This window comes from Vibrio hepatarius, from assembly GCF_001274785.1.
GTDB lineage: Bacteria > Pseudomonadota > Gammaproteobacteria > Enterobacterales > Vibrionaceae > Vibrio > Vibrio hepatarius.
Map to the genome: position 1 here is coordinate 1 of NZ_LHPI01000020.1, position 14,863 is coordinate 14,863.

General features: G+C 43.4%; 16 protein-coding genes. 5 read left to right on the forward strand and 11 right to left on the reverse strand.

What is annotated here, in order from left to right:
* Positions 1–433: 433 nt before the first annotated feature.
* The 7 genes from AKJ31_RS18335 to AKJ31_RS18365 form a co-directional block, all read right to left on the reverse strand.
* Entirely contained in the window at positions 434–838 is a 405-nt protein-coding gene (locus tag AKJ31_RS18335) for a VOC family protein (RefSeq protein WP_053410528.1), read from the reverse strand.
* Positions 839–902: 64 nt separating this feature from the next.
* Positions 903–1,904 carry a LacI family DNA-binding transcriptional regulator gene (locus AKJ31_RS18340; RefSeq protein ID WP_053410529.1) on the reverse strand — a complete coding sequence of 334 codons (1,002 nt, stop codon included), beginning with the start codon at positions 1,902–1,904 and terminating at the stop codon, positions 903–905.
* A 100-nt stretch (positions 1,905–2,004) separates the two neighbouring features.
* A complete protein-coding gene (chbG, locus tag AKJ31_RS18345) occupies positions 2,005–2,745 on the reverse strand; it encodes a chitin disaccharide deacetylase (RefSeq protein WP_053410530.1) in 741 nt (246 codons plus the stop codon).
* Positions 2,746–2,759: 14 nt separating this feature from the next.
* Positions 2,760–4,082: a 6-phospho-beta-glucosidase gene (locus AKJ31_RS18350; RefSeq protein WP_053410531.1), complete on the reverse strand. Its 1,323-nt coding sequence runs from the start codon at positions 4,080–4,082 to the stop codon at positions 2,760–2,762.
* Positions 4,083–4,091: 9 nt separating this feature from the next.
* Positions 4,092–4,400, reverse strand: a complete 309-nt coding sequence (locus tag AKJ31_RS18355) for a PTS lactose/cellobiose transporter subunit IIA (protein ID WP_053410532.1) — start codon at positions 4,398–4,400, stop codon at positions 4,092–4,094.
* 51 nt (positions 4,401–4,451) lie between these two features.
* Positions 4,452–5,786: a PTS sugar transporter subunit IIC gene (locus tag AKJ31_RS18360; RefSeq protein WP_053410533.1), complete on the reverse strand. Its 1,335-nt coding sequence runs from the start codon at positions 5,784–5,786 to the stop codon at positions 4,452–4,454.
* A gap of 87 nt (positions 5,787–5,873) precedes the next feature.
* Entirely contained in the window at positions 5,874–6,179 is a 306-nt protein-coding gene (locus tag AKJ31_RS18365; RefSeq protein ID WP_053410534.1) for a PTS sugar transporter subunit IIB, read from the reverse strand.
* Between the two features lie 883 nt (positions 6,180–7,062).
* Between AKJ31_RS18365 and AKJ31_RS18370 the strand changes: the two genes are divergently transcribed.
* From AKJ31_RS18370 to AKJ31_RS18385, 4 genes are read left to right on the forward strand one after another with little or no spacing between them, the layout of a single operon-like run.
* Positions 7,063–7,662: a hypothetical protein gene (locus AKJ31_RS18370; RefSeq protein ID WP_053410535.1), complete on the forward strand. Its 600-nt coding sequence runs from the start codon at positions 7,063–7,065 to the stop codon at positions 7,660–7,662.
* Between the two features lie 20 nt (positions 7,663–7,682).
* Positions 7,683–8,009 carry a hypothetical protein gene (locus AKJ31_RS18375; RefSeq protein WP_053410536.1) on the forward strand — a complete coding sequence of 109 codons (327 nt, stop codon included), beginning with the start codon at positions 7,683–7,685 and terminating at the stop codon, positions 8,007–8,009.
* Positions 8,010–8,011: 2 nt separating this feature from the next.
* Positions 8,012–8,689, forward strand: coding sequence for a C39 family peptidase (locus AKJ31_RS18380; RefSeq protein ID WP_053410537.1), 678 nt, complete (start codon positions 8,012–8,014; stop codon positions 8,687–8,689).
* Between the two features lie 22 nt (positions 8,690–8,711).
* Positions 8,712–9,365, forward strand: coding sequence for a hypothetical protein (locus tag AKJ31_RS18385; RefSeq protein WP_053410538.1), 654 nt, complete (start codon positions 8,712–8,714; stop codon positions 9,363–9,365).
* Positions 9,366–9,382: 17 nt separating this feature from the next.
* On the opposite strand, the gene AKJ31_RS18390 is transcribed toward AKJ31_RS18385, so the two are convergent.
* The 4 genes from AKJ31_RS18390 to AKJ31_RS18405 form a co-directional block, all read right to left on the reverse strand.
* A complete protein-coding gene (locus AKJ31_RS18390) occupies positions 9,383–10,372 on the reverse strand; it encodes a transporter (protein ID WP_053410539.1) in 990 nt (329 codons plus the stop codon).
* Between the two features lie 191 nt (positions 10,373–10,563).
* A complete protein-coding gene (locus tag AKJ31_RS18395; protein WP_053410540.1) occupies positions 10,564–11,202 on the reverse strand; it encodes a helix-turn-helix transcriptional regulator in 639 nt (212 codons plus the stop codon).
* 285 nt (positions 11,203–11,487) lie between these two features.
* Positions 11,488–12,153, reverse strand: a complete 666-nt coding sequence (locus tag AKJ31_RS18400; RefSeq protein ID WP_053410541.1) for an SDR family NAD(P)-dependent oxidoreductase — start codon at positions 12,151–12,153, stop codon at positions 11,488–11,490.
* A gap of 204 nt (positions 12,154–12,357) precedes the next feature.
* Positions 12,358–13,344, reverse strand: coding sequence for a cytochrome-c peroxidase (locus tag AKJ31_RS18405; RefSeq protein ID WP_053410542.1), 987 nt, complete (start codon positions 13,342–13,344; stop codon positions 12,358–12,360).
* A gap of 718 nt (positions 13,345–14,062) precedes the next feature.
* Between AKJ31_RS18405 and AKJ31_RS18410 the strand changes: the two genes are divergently transcribed.
* Positions 14,063–14,815 (forward strand): EAL domain-containing protein, encoded by a 753-nt coding sequence (locus AKJ31_RS18410; RefSeq protein WP_053410543.1) that lies wholly within the window; start codon positions 14,063–14,065, stop codon positions 14,813–14,815.
* Positions 14,816–14,863: the final 48 nt, after the last annotated feature.

The window sequence follows — 14,863 nt, forward strand, 5'->3', positions numbered from 1 at the left end:
GAGGTGCATTCTAGCGAGATAATTTGAAGAGTCAAACACTTTTTCAAATTTATTTTCTCAAGAAGTTTTCACCTCTCTAACACCGCTGAAGCCTTGTGGCGTCTGCCGTGTCAGTGGATGCGCATTATAGGGAGTTCTTTCGCCTTGGCAAGCGAATTTCGCGTTTTTTTTCATTAAAAAAACCCGAATGAACACGTTTCATCCAGGCTGAGTTTTACGCTCACGATACCCTCACCTTACCCCTAGCTTATTCACAAAATCCTGTGGATAAGTAACACTGGCATAACGATAACGTCTCTATCTGTTCGATTAGGAACGAGAGAAGCGCGTTATAGCTGATTCACTTCCCTCTATATAGAGAAACATAACCAGACGTCATCGTAAGTGTTGGGGGATAAAATTAAGATGGTCTTTTAGTTGTTAGCTCTGAGCGTTAGGCGATATTACAGTGCAACATCCAACGTACACCGAACTTATCCTCTACTTTACCAAAGCGTGCCCCCCAAAACGTATCGGCTAATGGCATCATGACACGTCCATCGAGAGATAACTTGTCAAACAACTTAGACTGCTCATCTAAACTGTCCAAGACTAATGATAATGCAACGTTGTTACCTTTCAGCTCTTTTGCCACCACACCATCGGATAACATTAGCTTCATACCGAATGCTTCGAACTCAGCGTGCATTACCCAATTGGGGTCTGCACCTTCTATGACTTGAGGAGCGTCTTTAAAGTGTTGCTTCGTTACCACAACACCTCCGAAGCAAACAGAATAGAAATCTAAAGCCTCTTCACAACGACCAGCAAAGAACAAATATGGGGTTAAGTTATACATCGTTTATCTCCTTCATCTATCTAAAAGATAGACAACTTTTTGATATGTGGAGGAAAAACGATAGTTAGCTGTCAAATTCTTTAAGTGAATCACGTTCAATCAGTCGCGGCGCAAATTGCATTTCAATGCCACATTGCTTGCCCGCAATCATATTGGTCAGTAGTAATGCGGCTGCTCTTGCCATTTCGCTGATAGGGAAATGAACCGATGTGACGGTTGGATATAAATCTTCGCATCTCTCAATACTGTCAAAGCTAACTATCGACAACTGCTCAGGAACGCGAATACCGACTTCATGAAGATATTGCATCGCACCTACGGTCATCTCTTCACTACAGGAAAAGATAGCGCTCAGTTCTTGGTTAGACGTTAACAGCCGTTTGGCCGCCTGATAGCCACTTTGTCGACCGTAATCTCCTTCGGCACACCACTCTGCTTTGACTTCTATCTTCGCCGCTGCCATGGCATCAAGATAACCTTGTTTACGTCGAAGGCTGTTCTCTCTAGAAGAAGGACCAGAGATACAAGCAATATTGGTGTGCCCTTTACTTAATAGATGCTCGACAGCTATGCGGCTGGCTTGAGCATGGTCAAAGGTAATGCAGCGATCTTCGAGGCCTTCAACGTCACGGTCGAGCAGAACAAATGGCGTGGGTGACTGAGCAAGGACTTGCAGCTCTTGATCCGACAAGTAACGACTATGGAGAACATATCCTTCGCAGCGCAAATCGTTAAACCTTTGCACCGCTTCTTTTTCTCCATCTGATGAATGATGGCCTTGAGCAGTAATCAAGAACTTACGGTGCTGGTCCAGCTCCGTTTGTACTTGGTCCATCATGGTTCCAAAGAAGCCACCAGTATAGTAAGTCACTAGCAAACCGACCATATTCGTTGAAGACGTCGCTAACGAACGAGCAATCGCACTCGGGCGATAGTTCAACGCTTTCATTGCTTCTTCAACTTTACGGCGAGTCTCTTCTTTGAACTTACCTTCACCGTTGATAATACGAGATACCGTCGAGCGGTTTACACCCGCTAGCTCCGCAACATCTTTAATCCTTGCCATACATTCCTTTACGTATAAATAGAGGGAAGACTGCCAGAACAATTGAGTTTACGTTAGGGGGTGTTCTGGCAGCCTTTAATTATCATACTCTTACGTTATGTTAATTCACATTTAAAGCGGAGTAATCCGTGACTTCGATTGCGTGACGCTGCAAAAGCACCACTAACTTATCGTCGGTTAGAATCGACAGTTCTTTCTCGCGCTGATTGGCATAGCTACTACCATCAAGCAATGGTTGATCAACGATCGCCGGATGACACATCACTTCTACCACCTGATATTCTTGGCTAAGATCAACAAGCTGCTGTACCAATCGGTCAAGATCCACACCTTGATCGTAAAATTCATGACAGAACTTATAACGAGTAGGATGTGTAGGATGGTCAGTCATATCAACGCCGCGCAGTGGAACCGCATATTTCACCGCAACCTCTTCGACAACGGGAAGTAAACTAGGATGCACGTGCACATGATGATGGCTGTCAATGTGGCTCAATGTCAGTCCAAGGCTTAGAAAATGCTCGACCTGCGCAATGCACTCGTCGTACACCGCTTTTGCATCAAACGTCTCTTTTTCCCAGAACTGGTTGTAGCCAAGGAAATGACCGCTCTCATCGGTAAAGCCGGCGTACGACGTAAGAGGTTTTCCTAGTGTAAACCGCAGGTGAAGACCTACCTTTAAGCTCGGTAAGTCTTTCGCCAAGGCTACTGCGTGTTGCTCAGCAGGCATCCCCACCAGCATAGTGGTTGATTTCACTACCCCTTCTAGGTTTGCTCGCACAATACCGTTGTTCACCCCTTCCGTCAGGCCAAAATCATCCGCGTTGAAAATGACTTTCATCGTTTTATCGTTCCTTACAAACTGGTGAGTTTAAATTGCGGCAAGAATTCACTGTTTTGCTGGAGAATGTCGTCTAAGATTGCTTTGGCTCGGCCGATGTCAGGCACTAGCGGGTTGTTAGCTAAGGCCATCAATGCACTGTCATAACTGCCATGAACCGCAGCTTCGATAGCCAATTGTTCATACGCTTTCACCTGATGTAACAGTCCACTGATATTGGGTGACAACTCACCAATCGCCAACGGTTTTGCTCCCCAGCTTCCAATCACTGCGCTACATTCGATGACTGCATCATCTGGTAGAGAGTTAATCGCACCATTATTCAGCACGTTAACCACATGGATTGAATTCTTGTTGTTGTATATCGCGTCGACCAAATTGAGTGACGCATCAGAGTAATACGCACCTCCGCGCTCCTCTAGTTGAGCAGGCTTATGATCCAATTCAGGTTGCTTGTACAACTCAAACAACTCCGCCTCGGTTTTCATTACTTGCTCAGCTCGAGTCCCTTGTTCCTGTGCACTCTGTTTCTCTTCCGCTAACATAGCATCAGTTTGATAGAAGTATCTATGATATGGACAAGGGATCGCGTTTAACGCTTTCAAAAAGCTTGGGTCCCAAGGTTCTTCCCAGATATTCTTCATGCTGAAATTGGCACCGTCGCCAACTTTGGTCAGTACTTGCTGAGTGATATCTTCACCCGCTAACCAGGCTCGATGTACCCAAACCAAGTGATTTAAGCCTGCGAACTCTAACTGCAACTCATCTGGCTCACACGCCATCATTTCAGCGATCATCATTTGCATTGAGACCGGAACGTTACACAAACCGATACTCTTTACTTTGGTGTACTTATTGACGGCTTCCGTCACAAGTCCCGCTGGGTTAGTAAAGTTAAGCATCCAAGCGTTAGGCGACAATTCTTCGATATCGCGACAAATATCTAGAATCACCGGAATAGTACGAAGTGCTTTTGCAAAGCCGCCCGGCCCGGTAGTTTCTTGACCGACCACATCGTATTTCAGAGGGATGCGCTCATCGTTCGCTCGGGCACTTAACCCTCCGACACGAAATTGGGTCATCACAAAGTCGGCGTCTTTAATCGCCGCTCGGCGGTCAAAATCGGCAATAATGTCTATCTCAGCGCCCGCTTTCTTCACCATTCTTTCAGATAAACCGCGGATGATTTCTAGCTTTTCAGCCCCCGCTTCGATATCCACAAAATGGATAGTTTTGACTGGTAATTTATCCAGACGTTTTAACACGCCTTCTACCAGCTCTGGCGTATAGCTACTTCCACCACCAATGATGGCTAACTTAATCGAATCTTTAGACATGTTACCCCCTTACTGAGATATCTGCTTATGAAGCGCCACCATCTCGGTCGCCAGCTCTTGCGCGAGAATAGTTGTCATCAAGTGGTCTTGGGCGTGGACCATAACCAAGGTCATTGCCACCTTTCCTTCGCCTTGATCTTCTTCAATCAACTGAGTTTGGATTAAGTGTGCTTTATTCAGACACTCTTTCGCGGAGGCCAGTCTTTGCTCCGCAGCTGAGAAGTCTTTTTCTCTCGATAAACGCAGTGCTTCGTAACATAGGCTGCGCGCTTCACCTGCGTTGCAGATGATTTCCATAACGACCAATTCTTGTTCCATCTCTTTACCCTTATAAATAGAGGACCGCAGAGTCGCAGCCCTAGTATTGATTTACGCAGTAGCACCTTGACCTGCGACAGTGCTCGGTTGCTCGGCTTGTTTCTCAGCCGGAACTTCATCTGCAAGTAGCTGCTTTTCAAACATCTTGAAGAATGGCAGGTAGATGAAGAGGTCAAGGATCAACAGTCCACCAACCAATAAGACAGGGGCAAATGTCCAACCGCTACCCCAAGACGCACCAATCAAGGCTGGTGTCGTCCAAGGTGTCGTTGCGACACCCATGCCGACAAAACCCAAATGCACAGCAAAGTAAGCAATGGTGGCATTGATAACCGGAGCAAAAACAAACGGAATGAATAGAATTGGGTTCATTACGATTGGGCTACCAAAAATTACCGGTTCGTTGATTTGGAAGAACCCAGGCACCGCACTCATGCGGCCGATGCTTTTTAGGTGTGCCGAACGACTAAACGACATCAGAATCACAAGCGCCAGTGTTGCACCAGAACCACCGATAAAGATGTAGAAATCCCAGAACGGTTGTGTAAATACGTTCGGAATCGGGTCGCCCGCGACAAAGGCTTCAATGTTGGCACCGATGTTGGTTAAGAAGATTGGCGATAGCAGACCAACAACAATCGCTGCACCGTGGATACCCGCGAACCAAAGTAACTGACATAACAACAACGCACCGATAATCGCAGGCAACGAGTTAGACGCACTGATCAGCGGTTTAAACATCGCCATTACGGCATCTGGGATCAGCATGTCATATTGGCTTTGTACGAACAGGCTCAATGGATACAGCGTGATAAAGATCGCCAGTACAGGAAGTAAAACTTCAAACGAACGAGCGATCGCTGGCGGTACTTGCTCTGGCATTCTTATCGTGATGTTGTGCTTTTTCATAAAGCGGTATAGCTCTACCGAAAAGAATGCACACATAACGGCGGTGAAGATACCTGTTCCGCCCATATGGGACATCGCCAATGCGCCATCTTTAGCTGGCGCCGCGACTAACAAGAATGACATCAACGACAATACCGCACTGGTAATCCCGTCCATCTTGTACGCTTTTGCCAAGCTGTAAGCGACACCAAGTGAGACAAAGATCGTCATGATCCCCATCGACATGTTAAATGGCATCATGATGATGTCGAAGTTACTGGTGGCGAAATCGACCCAGACACGACCAAATATATTTTGGGTATCCTCAGAAAAGGGAGGAAAAGCAAAGATTAAAATAAAGCTACCGACAATAATAAACGGCATAGCCACAATAAACCCGTCTCTCATAGCACGAACATGTGGTTGATTACCAACTTTAGCCGCCAACGGTGCTATATGCTTTTCAACGATTCCGATAATTGAATCATAAAGCTTCATAGATTCCATCCTTAAATTTTGGACAAAAGAGTCCTCACGCCAAAATATATTGGCGTCTGTTAAACGGTTTAAATTAATGAAATTAAATTAGTTAATTAAATCGAGCGCTTGCTGAAGTACTTCATCCCCTTTCATCATTCCATATGCTTGAGGAGAGATTGCGGCAATGCTCTTGCCGTGCTCCTGAGCGGTCTTGCTCAACTCTTCAAGCTGAAAGCGCACTTGCGGGCCAAGCAAGCACACATCGTATTCTTTGATTGCCTCATCAAACGCATTAACCGACATTGCATCGATCTTGCATTCAATTCCTTTACTTTCAGCAGCTTGCTCCATCTTTTTCACTAACATACTGGTCGACATACCAGCACTGCAGCATAAAAGTATCTTCTTCATAATCTTACTCCACTGTTCAATATTCAATCTAAGCAAACTGTAGCAAGTTTAAGCACAACAAAAAAGCGCAACCGGTTGCGTTGTGCGTGAACAAAATCTCATTTTATGAAGAAAAATAAGTGGGTGTTGTGCGCGACATGATCGAAATCAAAAAATATGTATGCTTTAAATCGCTAATCACCGCCTATTTAATTGTTAAAAGCATAAATAAAATAGACGACCTATCATTTGAGGTTAATTGAAGAGAAATAGATTTTTATAATGCATAACATATAGATTAATTAATCCATGTAACCATTTAATTTTTATATGGTAGTTTGTAAATAACGATATAACTTGCTAAACCCGTTTCTATTATTTATAGATTGAAAAGAGCTCCCACTCGTTTCAACCCTGATAGTCATCATTAACAAGCAAAGATAAGACCGAAAAAGAAATTTTAATTTCACACATTATAAGCATCCAGTTTTAAGTCGTAGAGAGTTGAACATTCTATTCCCGTTTATTCACTTAAATTCAATGGAAATAGCGCCTAAGTTTGTATTTCCTCGTAGCATATTTAATACGCATAAAGCCGCGTATGAAATCCTTATTCAGATGCATACTACTCCTTGCTACTAAATCTCTCCTTACGTTCATACTTAGCTCATACCAGAGCAAAACAGAACTCATAACCAGATGATTTAAAAAAACTTTTAATTGATAGCAAAACAAATTCCTTATCCGTTCACCCCCTCAAACTCAGCCGTCTTATTTACGAGACGTTGCTAAACCAGCGAGTACCTATACTCACTTTGCCTGACGAAAAAAAGCATTACTCAAGGCACAAATAGACACCTATTTAATACAACGGATATACATAGAGATACATGGAGATAAGATCATGCAACTTAAACAAACTTCAATTGCACTAATCATCTGCTCATTATTTGTTTCTGGTGGCGTACTTGCTAATGGGGGCCATGGCGGCGGCCCTTCTTTGGATGTTGCTGACAGCTTCAACACGGATGACAGCTTCAACAAAACCTACTCAAATTCGAACAGTGGTGATGACAACAATACGCTAACATCGAACACATACAGTGCAGATGACAGCTTCAACCACACTTACACCAAGTCTAACGACGGTGATGACGGCAATACCTACTCAAACGATCAAGATTGGTCAAACGATCAAGATTGGGATATGGACTACACCCAAACTGACATTGATACAGACGTGTCATTTGATCTAGACATGGACACTATGGTGGCAACCAGTGCTCTACAAGGCGAGCTATCTAACGTTTCTGTGATGTACAGCTCAGGTGGTTCGAAAAGCCATGGTCGCCACGGTAACAGCGGCTGTTGTGGTTCTGTAAAAGTACATAATAGCAACTCACTAAGCGGCTTTGGTGGTGCATCTGGTATTACGTCAGTTGCACAAAACGTTGGCGGTAATGCTCTGACTCAACAAAGTGTCGCAATTAACGCACAAAACTAAACCATTAGAGGGAGAAAGCAATGCGTATTGCACTAATCACTTTAGGTGCGATGGCTGCGCTATCCGCTAATGCCGATGATATTGTAACTGCAGATCTGGAACTGTCCGAAGCAATTCTGGACAGTTCCAGAGGCGGCGAATATCACATCGACATTGAGAATGTAACAGCATCCTCAGACATCAATGGGGTGATCAGTAATAGTTCAGCGAATAATGCAGTGACCGGCAACAACTACCTTTCATCAGGTGCGCTTGCTGATACAGCGGGGGTCAACAGCGTTATTCAGAACACTGGTAATAACGTGCTGATACAGAACTCTACGGTTGTTAACCTGACACTTAAGTGAATATGAAAATATTACGTAACTCAATTTGGGCAGTGCTGGTGTTATCAGCATCTGCTCATTCTTTAGAATTTTACCCAGCTCGAGGCCAGTTTTCGGTGCCGGTTAAAAGTCTGAAAGAGATCCAGTTTGGAGATGTCTATCGTCAACAGTATGACTTTAGTTGTGGCTCCGCGGCGCTGGCTTCGTTATTGACCTACCACTACGAAACCCCCTCCAACGAGCAAGATATCTTCGAGAAGATGTTCGAAAAAGGTGACAAAGCTTTGATCGAGCAACGTGGATTCTCGTTACTTGATATGAAGAACTACTTGGCGTCTATCGGTTATCGAGCGGATGGATTTCAAATCGGGTTAGAGAAGATGCAAAAGATTGGCGTTCCAGGTATTACCTTAGTGAACTTTGATGGCTATATGCATTTCGTAGTAATCAAAGGAATCAATTCCGATTCGGTCATTATTGGTGATCCATCACGTGGCACTATCACGTTGAGTTATGAACGTTTTAAGCATCATTATGAAGGCGTGACTTTGTTGATAAGAAACCGTGCCGACGTAGGCAAGGAACACTTTATCACCAGTGACGAATTCGCTTTATACACACCATCCCCAATTGAAGTTGGTGTAAGAAGGGAATCTTTAGGGGTGTTCAGTACCACGCTGCCTGAACCTGGCGAGTATTGATTTCACCTAGAGGAGATCAGCTATGGGATATATGACAACAGTTGGTGGACTACTGGTAGTGTTCGCAGCAGCTCCAGTTTCAGCCAGCTCATACACCGAGGAGAGCAATATAGATGCGTTTAGTAATCTAGCTCCCTTACAAACCGAAGCCCTCTCATCGTATCGAGGCGGTTTCAGAATGAGCAATGATTTTACTATTGATATAGGATTAAGTATCACAACCTCGTTTAATGGTACCAATATCTTTAATAACCATATCGCCAATTTCACCATCAAAAATGGCAATTTGGATAAAGTGTTTGGTTTCAATCAATCAGGGGTAACCAACGTTATTCAAGTCGGTGAAGGTAACGTCATTGACCAGGTGAGTAGCAACAATGCAGCGGTCGGTGATACTGTCGAAAACAGTGTCGCAAGTACAACCAATACGCCAGAGAGTGTAACCAGTAGTGATGTTGTCGGTGGTGCGAACGTGAATGTGGAAACCAGTGTGCCTGATTTTACGCAGTCGATGCTCGTCTCCAATTCGATTACCAACATCATTCAAAACACCATGGATAATAGTACGATTGGTTTGAGCACCGTGGTCAGTATTGACGCTCAAGTCAGCAATATTATTCAGCAGATAAAAGTGAATCAGAAGCTCGAAGACTCCATCCTTTCAAGCTTCTACTAATTTTCACCCGCTCACCTCTACAAGCTAAACGGCATTCTAAATGTAAGTTGAAAATCAGGACTATCCTCTGTTAGTCCTGCTTGTGCGCTAACGCTAAATGAGTTGTTTGGGCTGTACATATAACTTGCACCAAAGTTAATCGTATCTAGCTGGAGTACTTTTGAGTTCTCAGTCGTACTACCGTTCACTTTACTTTTTAGGATTGTTTTGTGGTTTAGACCAAAAGAGAGCGATAAGTCAGGGTTAAGAGCAAAACCAATCCCCGCACCAAGAGAGATGGTATCCCCTAGATCGATATCGACGCTTGTACCATCCACATTGACGTCATCTTCAATGTTATAGATGTAGCTAACATTGGCGAACAACACTGCAGGGTCGGTTGGGTACAACATAGAAATGCCCGGTTCGACACTCCAAAAACCCGAGCCTGTCGGCACATCCTTGAACGCACCGGTATTTGGGTCAGTGTCGACTTCATAAGGTGAATCACCAGTAGTGGATTTCACGGTCAAACTCCCCACCCAATACGGCGTGGTTTCAAAGTTGAATTGGTGTCGAATAGCAAACTCAATATCCCCTAAGCCGCCACCGTCGATACTATTGTCGTCGGTTTCTGCTTCCGCACCGTCCTGAATTGGCCTAGAGCTAATATCATCATCTCGATAAACATAAGGCACACGAAGTTCAATCTCAGTATCGTCTCTGATCCCGTACCTCGCAGACAAACTGGTGGTTAACGTGGTTCTGTCTGAGTCTGAAACTTCAATTCGCCCCACCAGCAAGGCAGGCAAAATGGTATAACCGACAACGGAAACCTTGTTGGAAGAGTTTTGTGTGTAGCTAAATGAAGCATCAAAAGTCAGTTGCCCTTTGGGTGTTAACACCCCGGATCGAACGATCACATCATTCACGGTTTGCGCACGTCTTGCTTCGGACTCCTCTTCTGCAATCGCATTCGCAGATACACATAGAGTGACGAGTGAACATAAGGTGGTTTTCCTTAACATAGGTAGCCTCTTACAGTTGTTAGTATCAAGGCGACAGGGACGCATCATTTCCTTACGAACTAAATCATTAAAACTACATCAACGACTTACAGGACACCCAAACGCTTGTGGTACGATCGCACCAATACAATCACCTAGAATATTTAAACACTTAGCCGCTACTTCGCAGTACAGCTAACCAATAAACAGAACTAGCTAACATCATTGAAACCGCTTTTTGTTAGCGTGATTGCCTCTTTACGGCAATGAACATCGAGCTTTTTATACAGTTTGTATATATGAGTTTTGATAGTGCATTCAGCGAGAAATAGTTGGTCTGCAATTTCTTTGTTCGAACGCCCTTGCGCCAACAGATCGAGAATCTGTCGCTCGCGACTGGTTAGCAGGTTATAACGAACACTCTTATAAACGCCCAACTCTCGATAACAATGAAGCATCTTTTCCATGAAGCCTCGCGGCAGCCACAACCCGCCATTCAAGATGTGTTTGACACTGTCAGTGAGGTGTTCGACGGACGCATTTTGAAACAACAAACCTTTCAAGGTTCGACTACTCATCAGGTTTTCATTGAAACCCTCACTAGGAACGTTGTGCAATAGAACACTCAACCCAAGGACATCAAAATTGGGCAGAGCGTTTGCACTGGTTAAATCTTCAAGATATTGGTAGTCGACGATCACCAAGTCGACCACTAGGTCCCAACTGAGCTTTGTAAGTTCATCAGGATTACAGACTTGGACGGTCAAATCCTCTATAGAAGCCAACTGCTGCTGCACTAAGCTACTGTTTAAACTTTGCTCTGCTAGGATAATGAGAGTGCGGCTGTTCATTATTATCCTCGATGCAAAATCATCAGTATTTGGCTTAAGTGTATGCCATGCAGAGCGGCGCAAATCCTTATCTACAGAATTAATACTTTAGTATCAGCGATGAGATTGAACACTTCCAAGATGTGAGATAACGTTGAACAAGACGCTGTGTTTGTCTCAATCTTTGCTACAACCTTGGATGGACTTGAATTTAAAAGAAAATCATAGAAAGCGGTGACATAGATAGGCGATAGGCCTCAGAAAATCGTATCCGAGGCCGATAAAAATTAAGGGCAACAATTAGCGTTATAGTCGGTTCACCGTGATATCCGAAATATAGCCATTTCCGATACTACTCAGTGCGTTATCAATCATAGTAGCGGCATCTTTAGCGCTCATAAACCCGCTGGTATTAAGTGGCTTACCACTACTCGGCCAAAACTCAGTGTCCATACCACCCGGATAGACCGCGACGATTTTCATCGCATGACCTTTTAGCTCCAAACGAACAGATTCGATCAACCCTTTGACAGCCCATTTGACCGCGCAATAGGTTGACTCTTGCGCCTTGGGTTGTTGAGCCGCGGTCGACATGATCATGACAAGATGAACAGGCTGGTCTTTGTACCGCTTAACCGCGTGTTGCACGACATTAATTGCAGAGCTTAAGTTGTTCTGGATAAGCTTGGCCACTTCTTGTGGATCTTGGTCTTCCAATAGACCAAAGTAACCACTGCCAGCACAATGGACGATGGCCTCTGGCACATCCGCTAACCCATCAAATAAACGAGCGACGGCGTCATGGGAGGCTAAATCACACGTCATATGACCTGTGCTGTGCTTTAAACTGCCAACAACCGCGGAGAGCTTCTTATCACTTCGTCCAGTAAGGTAAGTCGATTTTCCCTGCGCGTCATAGCGTTTCGCGAGTTCAGCGCCCAAGCCGCTACTTGCGCCAGTAATCACTATCATCTTATACCCCTCTTTTTTGCATTTTATGGCTAGGAACGGTATGAACTTTCCCCAACTCTATGCTTCCATTACAAGGCGGCTATGGTACGCGAGTTTTCTCAACTAAGTCTTAGCGCCGTGCCACAACACCACAATAAAATAGGCAGTAGTGAACAACTGTCACTACTGCCTAGACTAGACCAATAAACCAGTATCTACCGCTGATTAGATATTAGGACGTGTAGTTTCATTGGTTGACGGCGGTAAGTTTGGCAATACAACGCGTGGTTGTTCACCGGTCAAAGAGCGCAAAAACTCTGTGATTTTTACCGACTCATCTTTAGTTAATTTCTGACCTAGTTGTAAATCGGCCATCATCTCTACCGCTTCCTGTAAATCCCAAACTGAGCCATCGTGGAAATACGGATAAGTCAGTTCGATATTACGCAACGTTGGAACCTTAAACACAAACTTATCGAACTCGTTACCAGTAATCGCCTTACGACCTACATCTGGGTTGTCGGTCGCAAACGGCTTCACTAGGCCCATTTTCTGGTAAGACTGCCCACCAGCTAACGGTCCACTGTGACACGCGGTACAACCTTTGGCTTTGAACAACTCATACCCTTCTACCTGAACTGCGGTTAACGCGCTGTCATCCCCTTTCAACCATAGGTCAAATGGCGCGTTTGGCGTTCTCAACGTTAGCTCGAATGTCGCGATAGCGTCGGTAACATTGTCGATGGTAATGGCGTCACTGCCGTAAGCTTGCTTAAACCAATCACGATATTGTGGAATTGACTGAAGCGTATCGATCGCCAGTTCATGACTGAATGCCATTTCCAACGGATTCTCAATCGGACCTGCTGCCTGCTCTTGTAAGTCTTTTGCACGACCGTTCCAGAACTGGACAAAATTCAAGTCAGAGTTAAACACCGTCGGAGAGTTGATCGGGCCAATCGACCATTTATGGCCAATCGAACTTGGCAAGTTATCCACCCCACCTTTCGCTAGGTTGTGACAAGAGTTACACGAAATGGTGTTGGACGCCGACAAACGCGGTTCAAACCATAAGGTTTTGCCGAGTTCGACTTTTACCGCATCCAAACCAACCACAGGTTCGATCACCTGAATTGGCTCACCATTTTGTCTTTCAGCGTGGGCGACAAATGAAAGGGCTGACAAAATGCTCACTGCTATTAGAGTTTTCATAACAATTTCCTTTGTAAGTAGGATCGAATCCTCACTACTTGGTGTACTTCTTGGTTGGTACACTCTGCAGGCAACGCTATAACAGTCGTTTTTATCGATAAAACGCAAAAAATCGATTACTTCTATGGCAAAAATCGATGTTAAAACTGAATGTTTTTTGCACACCTTGATTTCATTGACCCACAACGATTTGATTAACTTTTTAGTTACAAAGCTATAAAAAAACACATCGAACCAACCTTTGATTTAAGTCAATTCGCATAACTGGCTACACAGTGTCTTTAACGTCATAAAATCAGAACTTCTTCCAACAAAGTGCACCAAAGAGTCCCAATTTTCATACAGTTATTACTTATGACACCAGTGACACATAAGGACTAATTAAAGAGATGTAAATCACATTTAACGCAATCCCCTTTGTTTTAAAGGGTTATATTCGTGATATTCTGCGCAAAATTTGTAACAAACCATTGCGAAATCAAAATCAAACAAGAACCAGTTACAGAATATGAAATGAATATAATATCCACGCAACGGAGTCAGATCAGGGCTGCAGGAGAGCTATTGGAGTATTAACAAATACAGAATATTGACACTTTTGTTGTGTGTATAAAAAACTATCCAATTTATTGTAATTTTGTTGTGTTTTATGGATGTGTACCTCTTTGAGGTTTAGTATTGGTTATTCTGATAACATCTAATGATAATGGAGCTCATCATGTTTTCAGTTGAAAATATAAAAAGTGGCATAATAATAAAAAAAGGCTCTACTTATGCAGAATTAGATTTTCTAGTACAACCAATCATTGATACTGAAAGTTCAGAAATTAGATATTTTGAAGTTCTATCGCGAGTAAGCAAGCACTCGGGCGAACAGTTAAATAGTGAAGACTTCTTTAATGAAATTGATGATGAATTTATTAAATTAGTCTCAATTCATCAGATCTATTACTTTCAAAGACACGGAATAGAGAAAGATTTCTCTATTAACTTGACGATATCAACTCTGCTTGATGAGAAATTTATATCTAAGTTACTGAGTTTTAATAACAAGAATTTTATTTTAGAAATAAATGACGTAAACCATGATGCTAGATGTAACACTCTACTTCAAAATATAGCTAAGCTACAGAGATCTGGAATAAAGTTCTGGTTAGACGATTATTACCACGAATACAATAGTGCCAATCTCACCTTTGGTTTAATTGCTTGGGATAGAATCAAAATTGATAAAAGCGTTCTACATCATAACTCAGACGTCAGCTTTTTGGCAGACTCTATATACTATGTGCTGCAACCATACTGCAAAGATGGGTTGGTTTTTGAAGGGATCGAGAGCTCGTTCCAGCACAACGTAGTTAAAGGAGAAAATATATTAGGCCAGGGGTATTATTACGCCTATCCCGATACATTAGACTCATTCAAAGGGCAAACACTTAAGCTGCAAAAAGATAAAAATGTTACTTACTAGAAAAATAACAATAAATAACAGCAATTTTAAAGTTAGATTTTTTTCAAA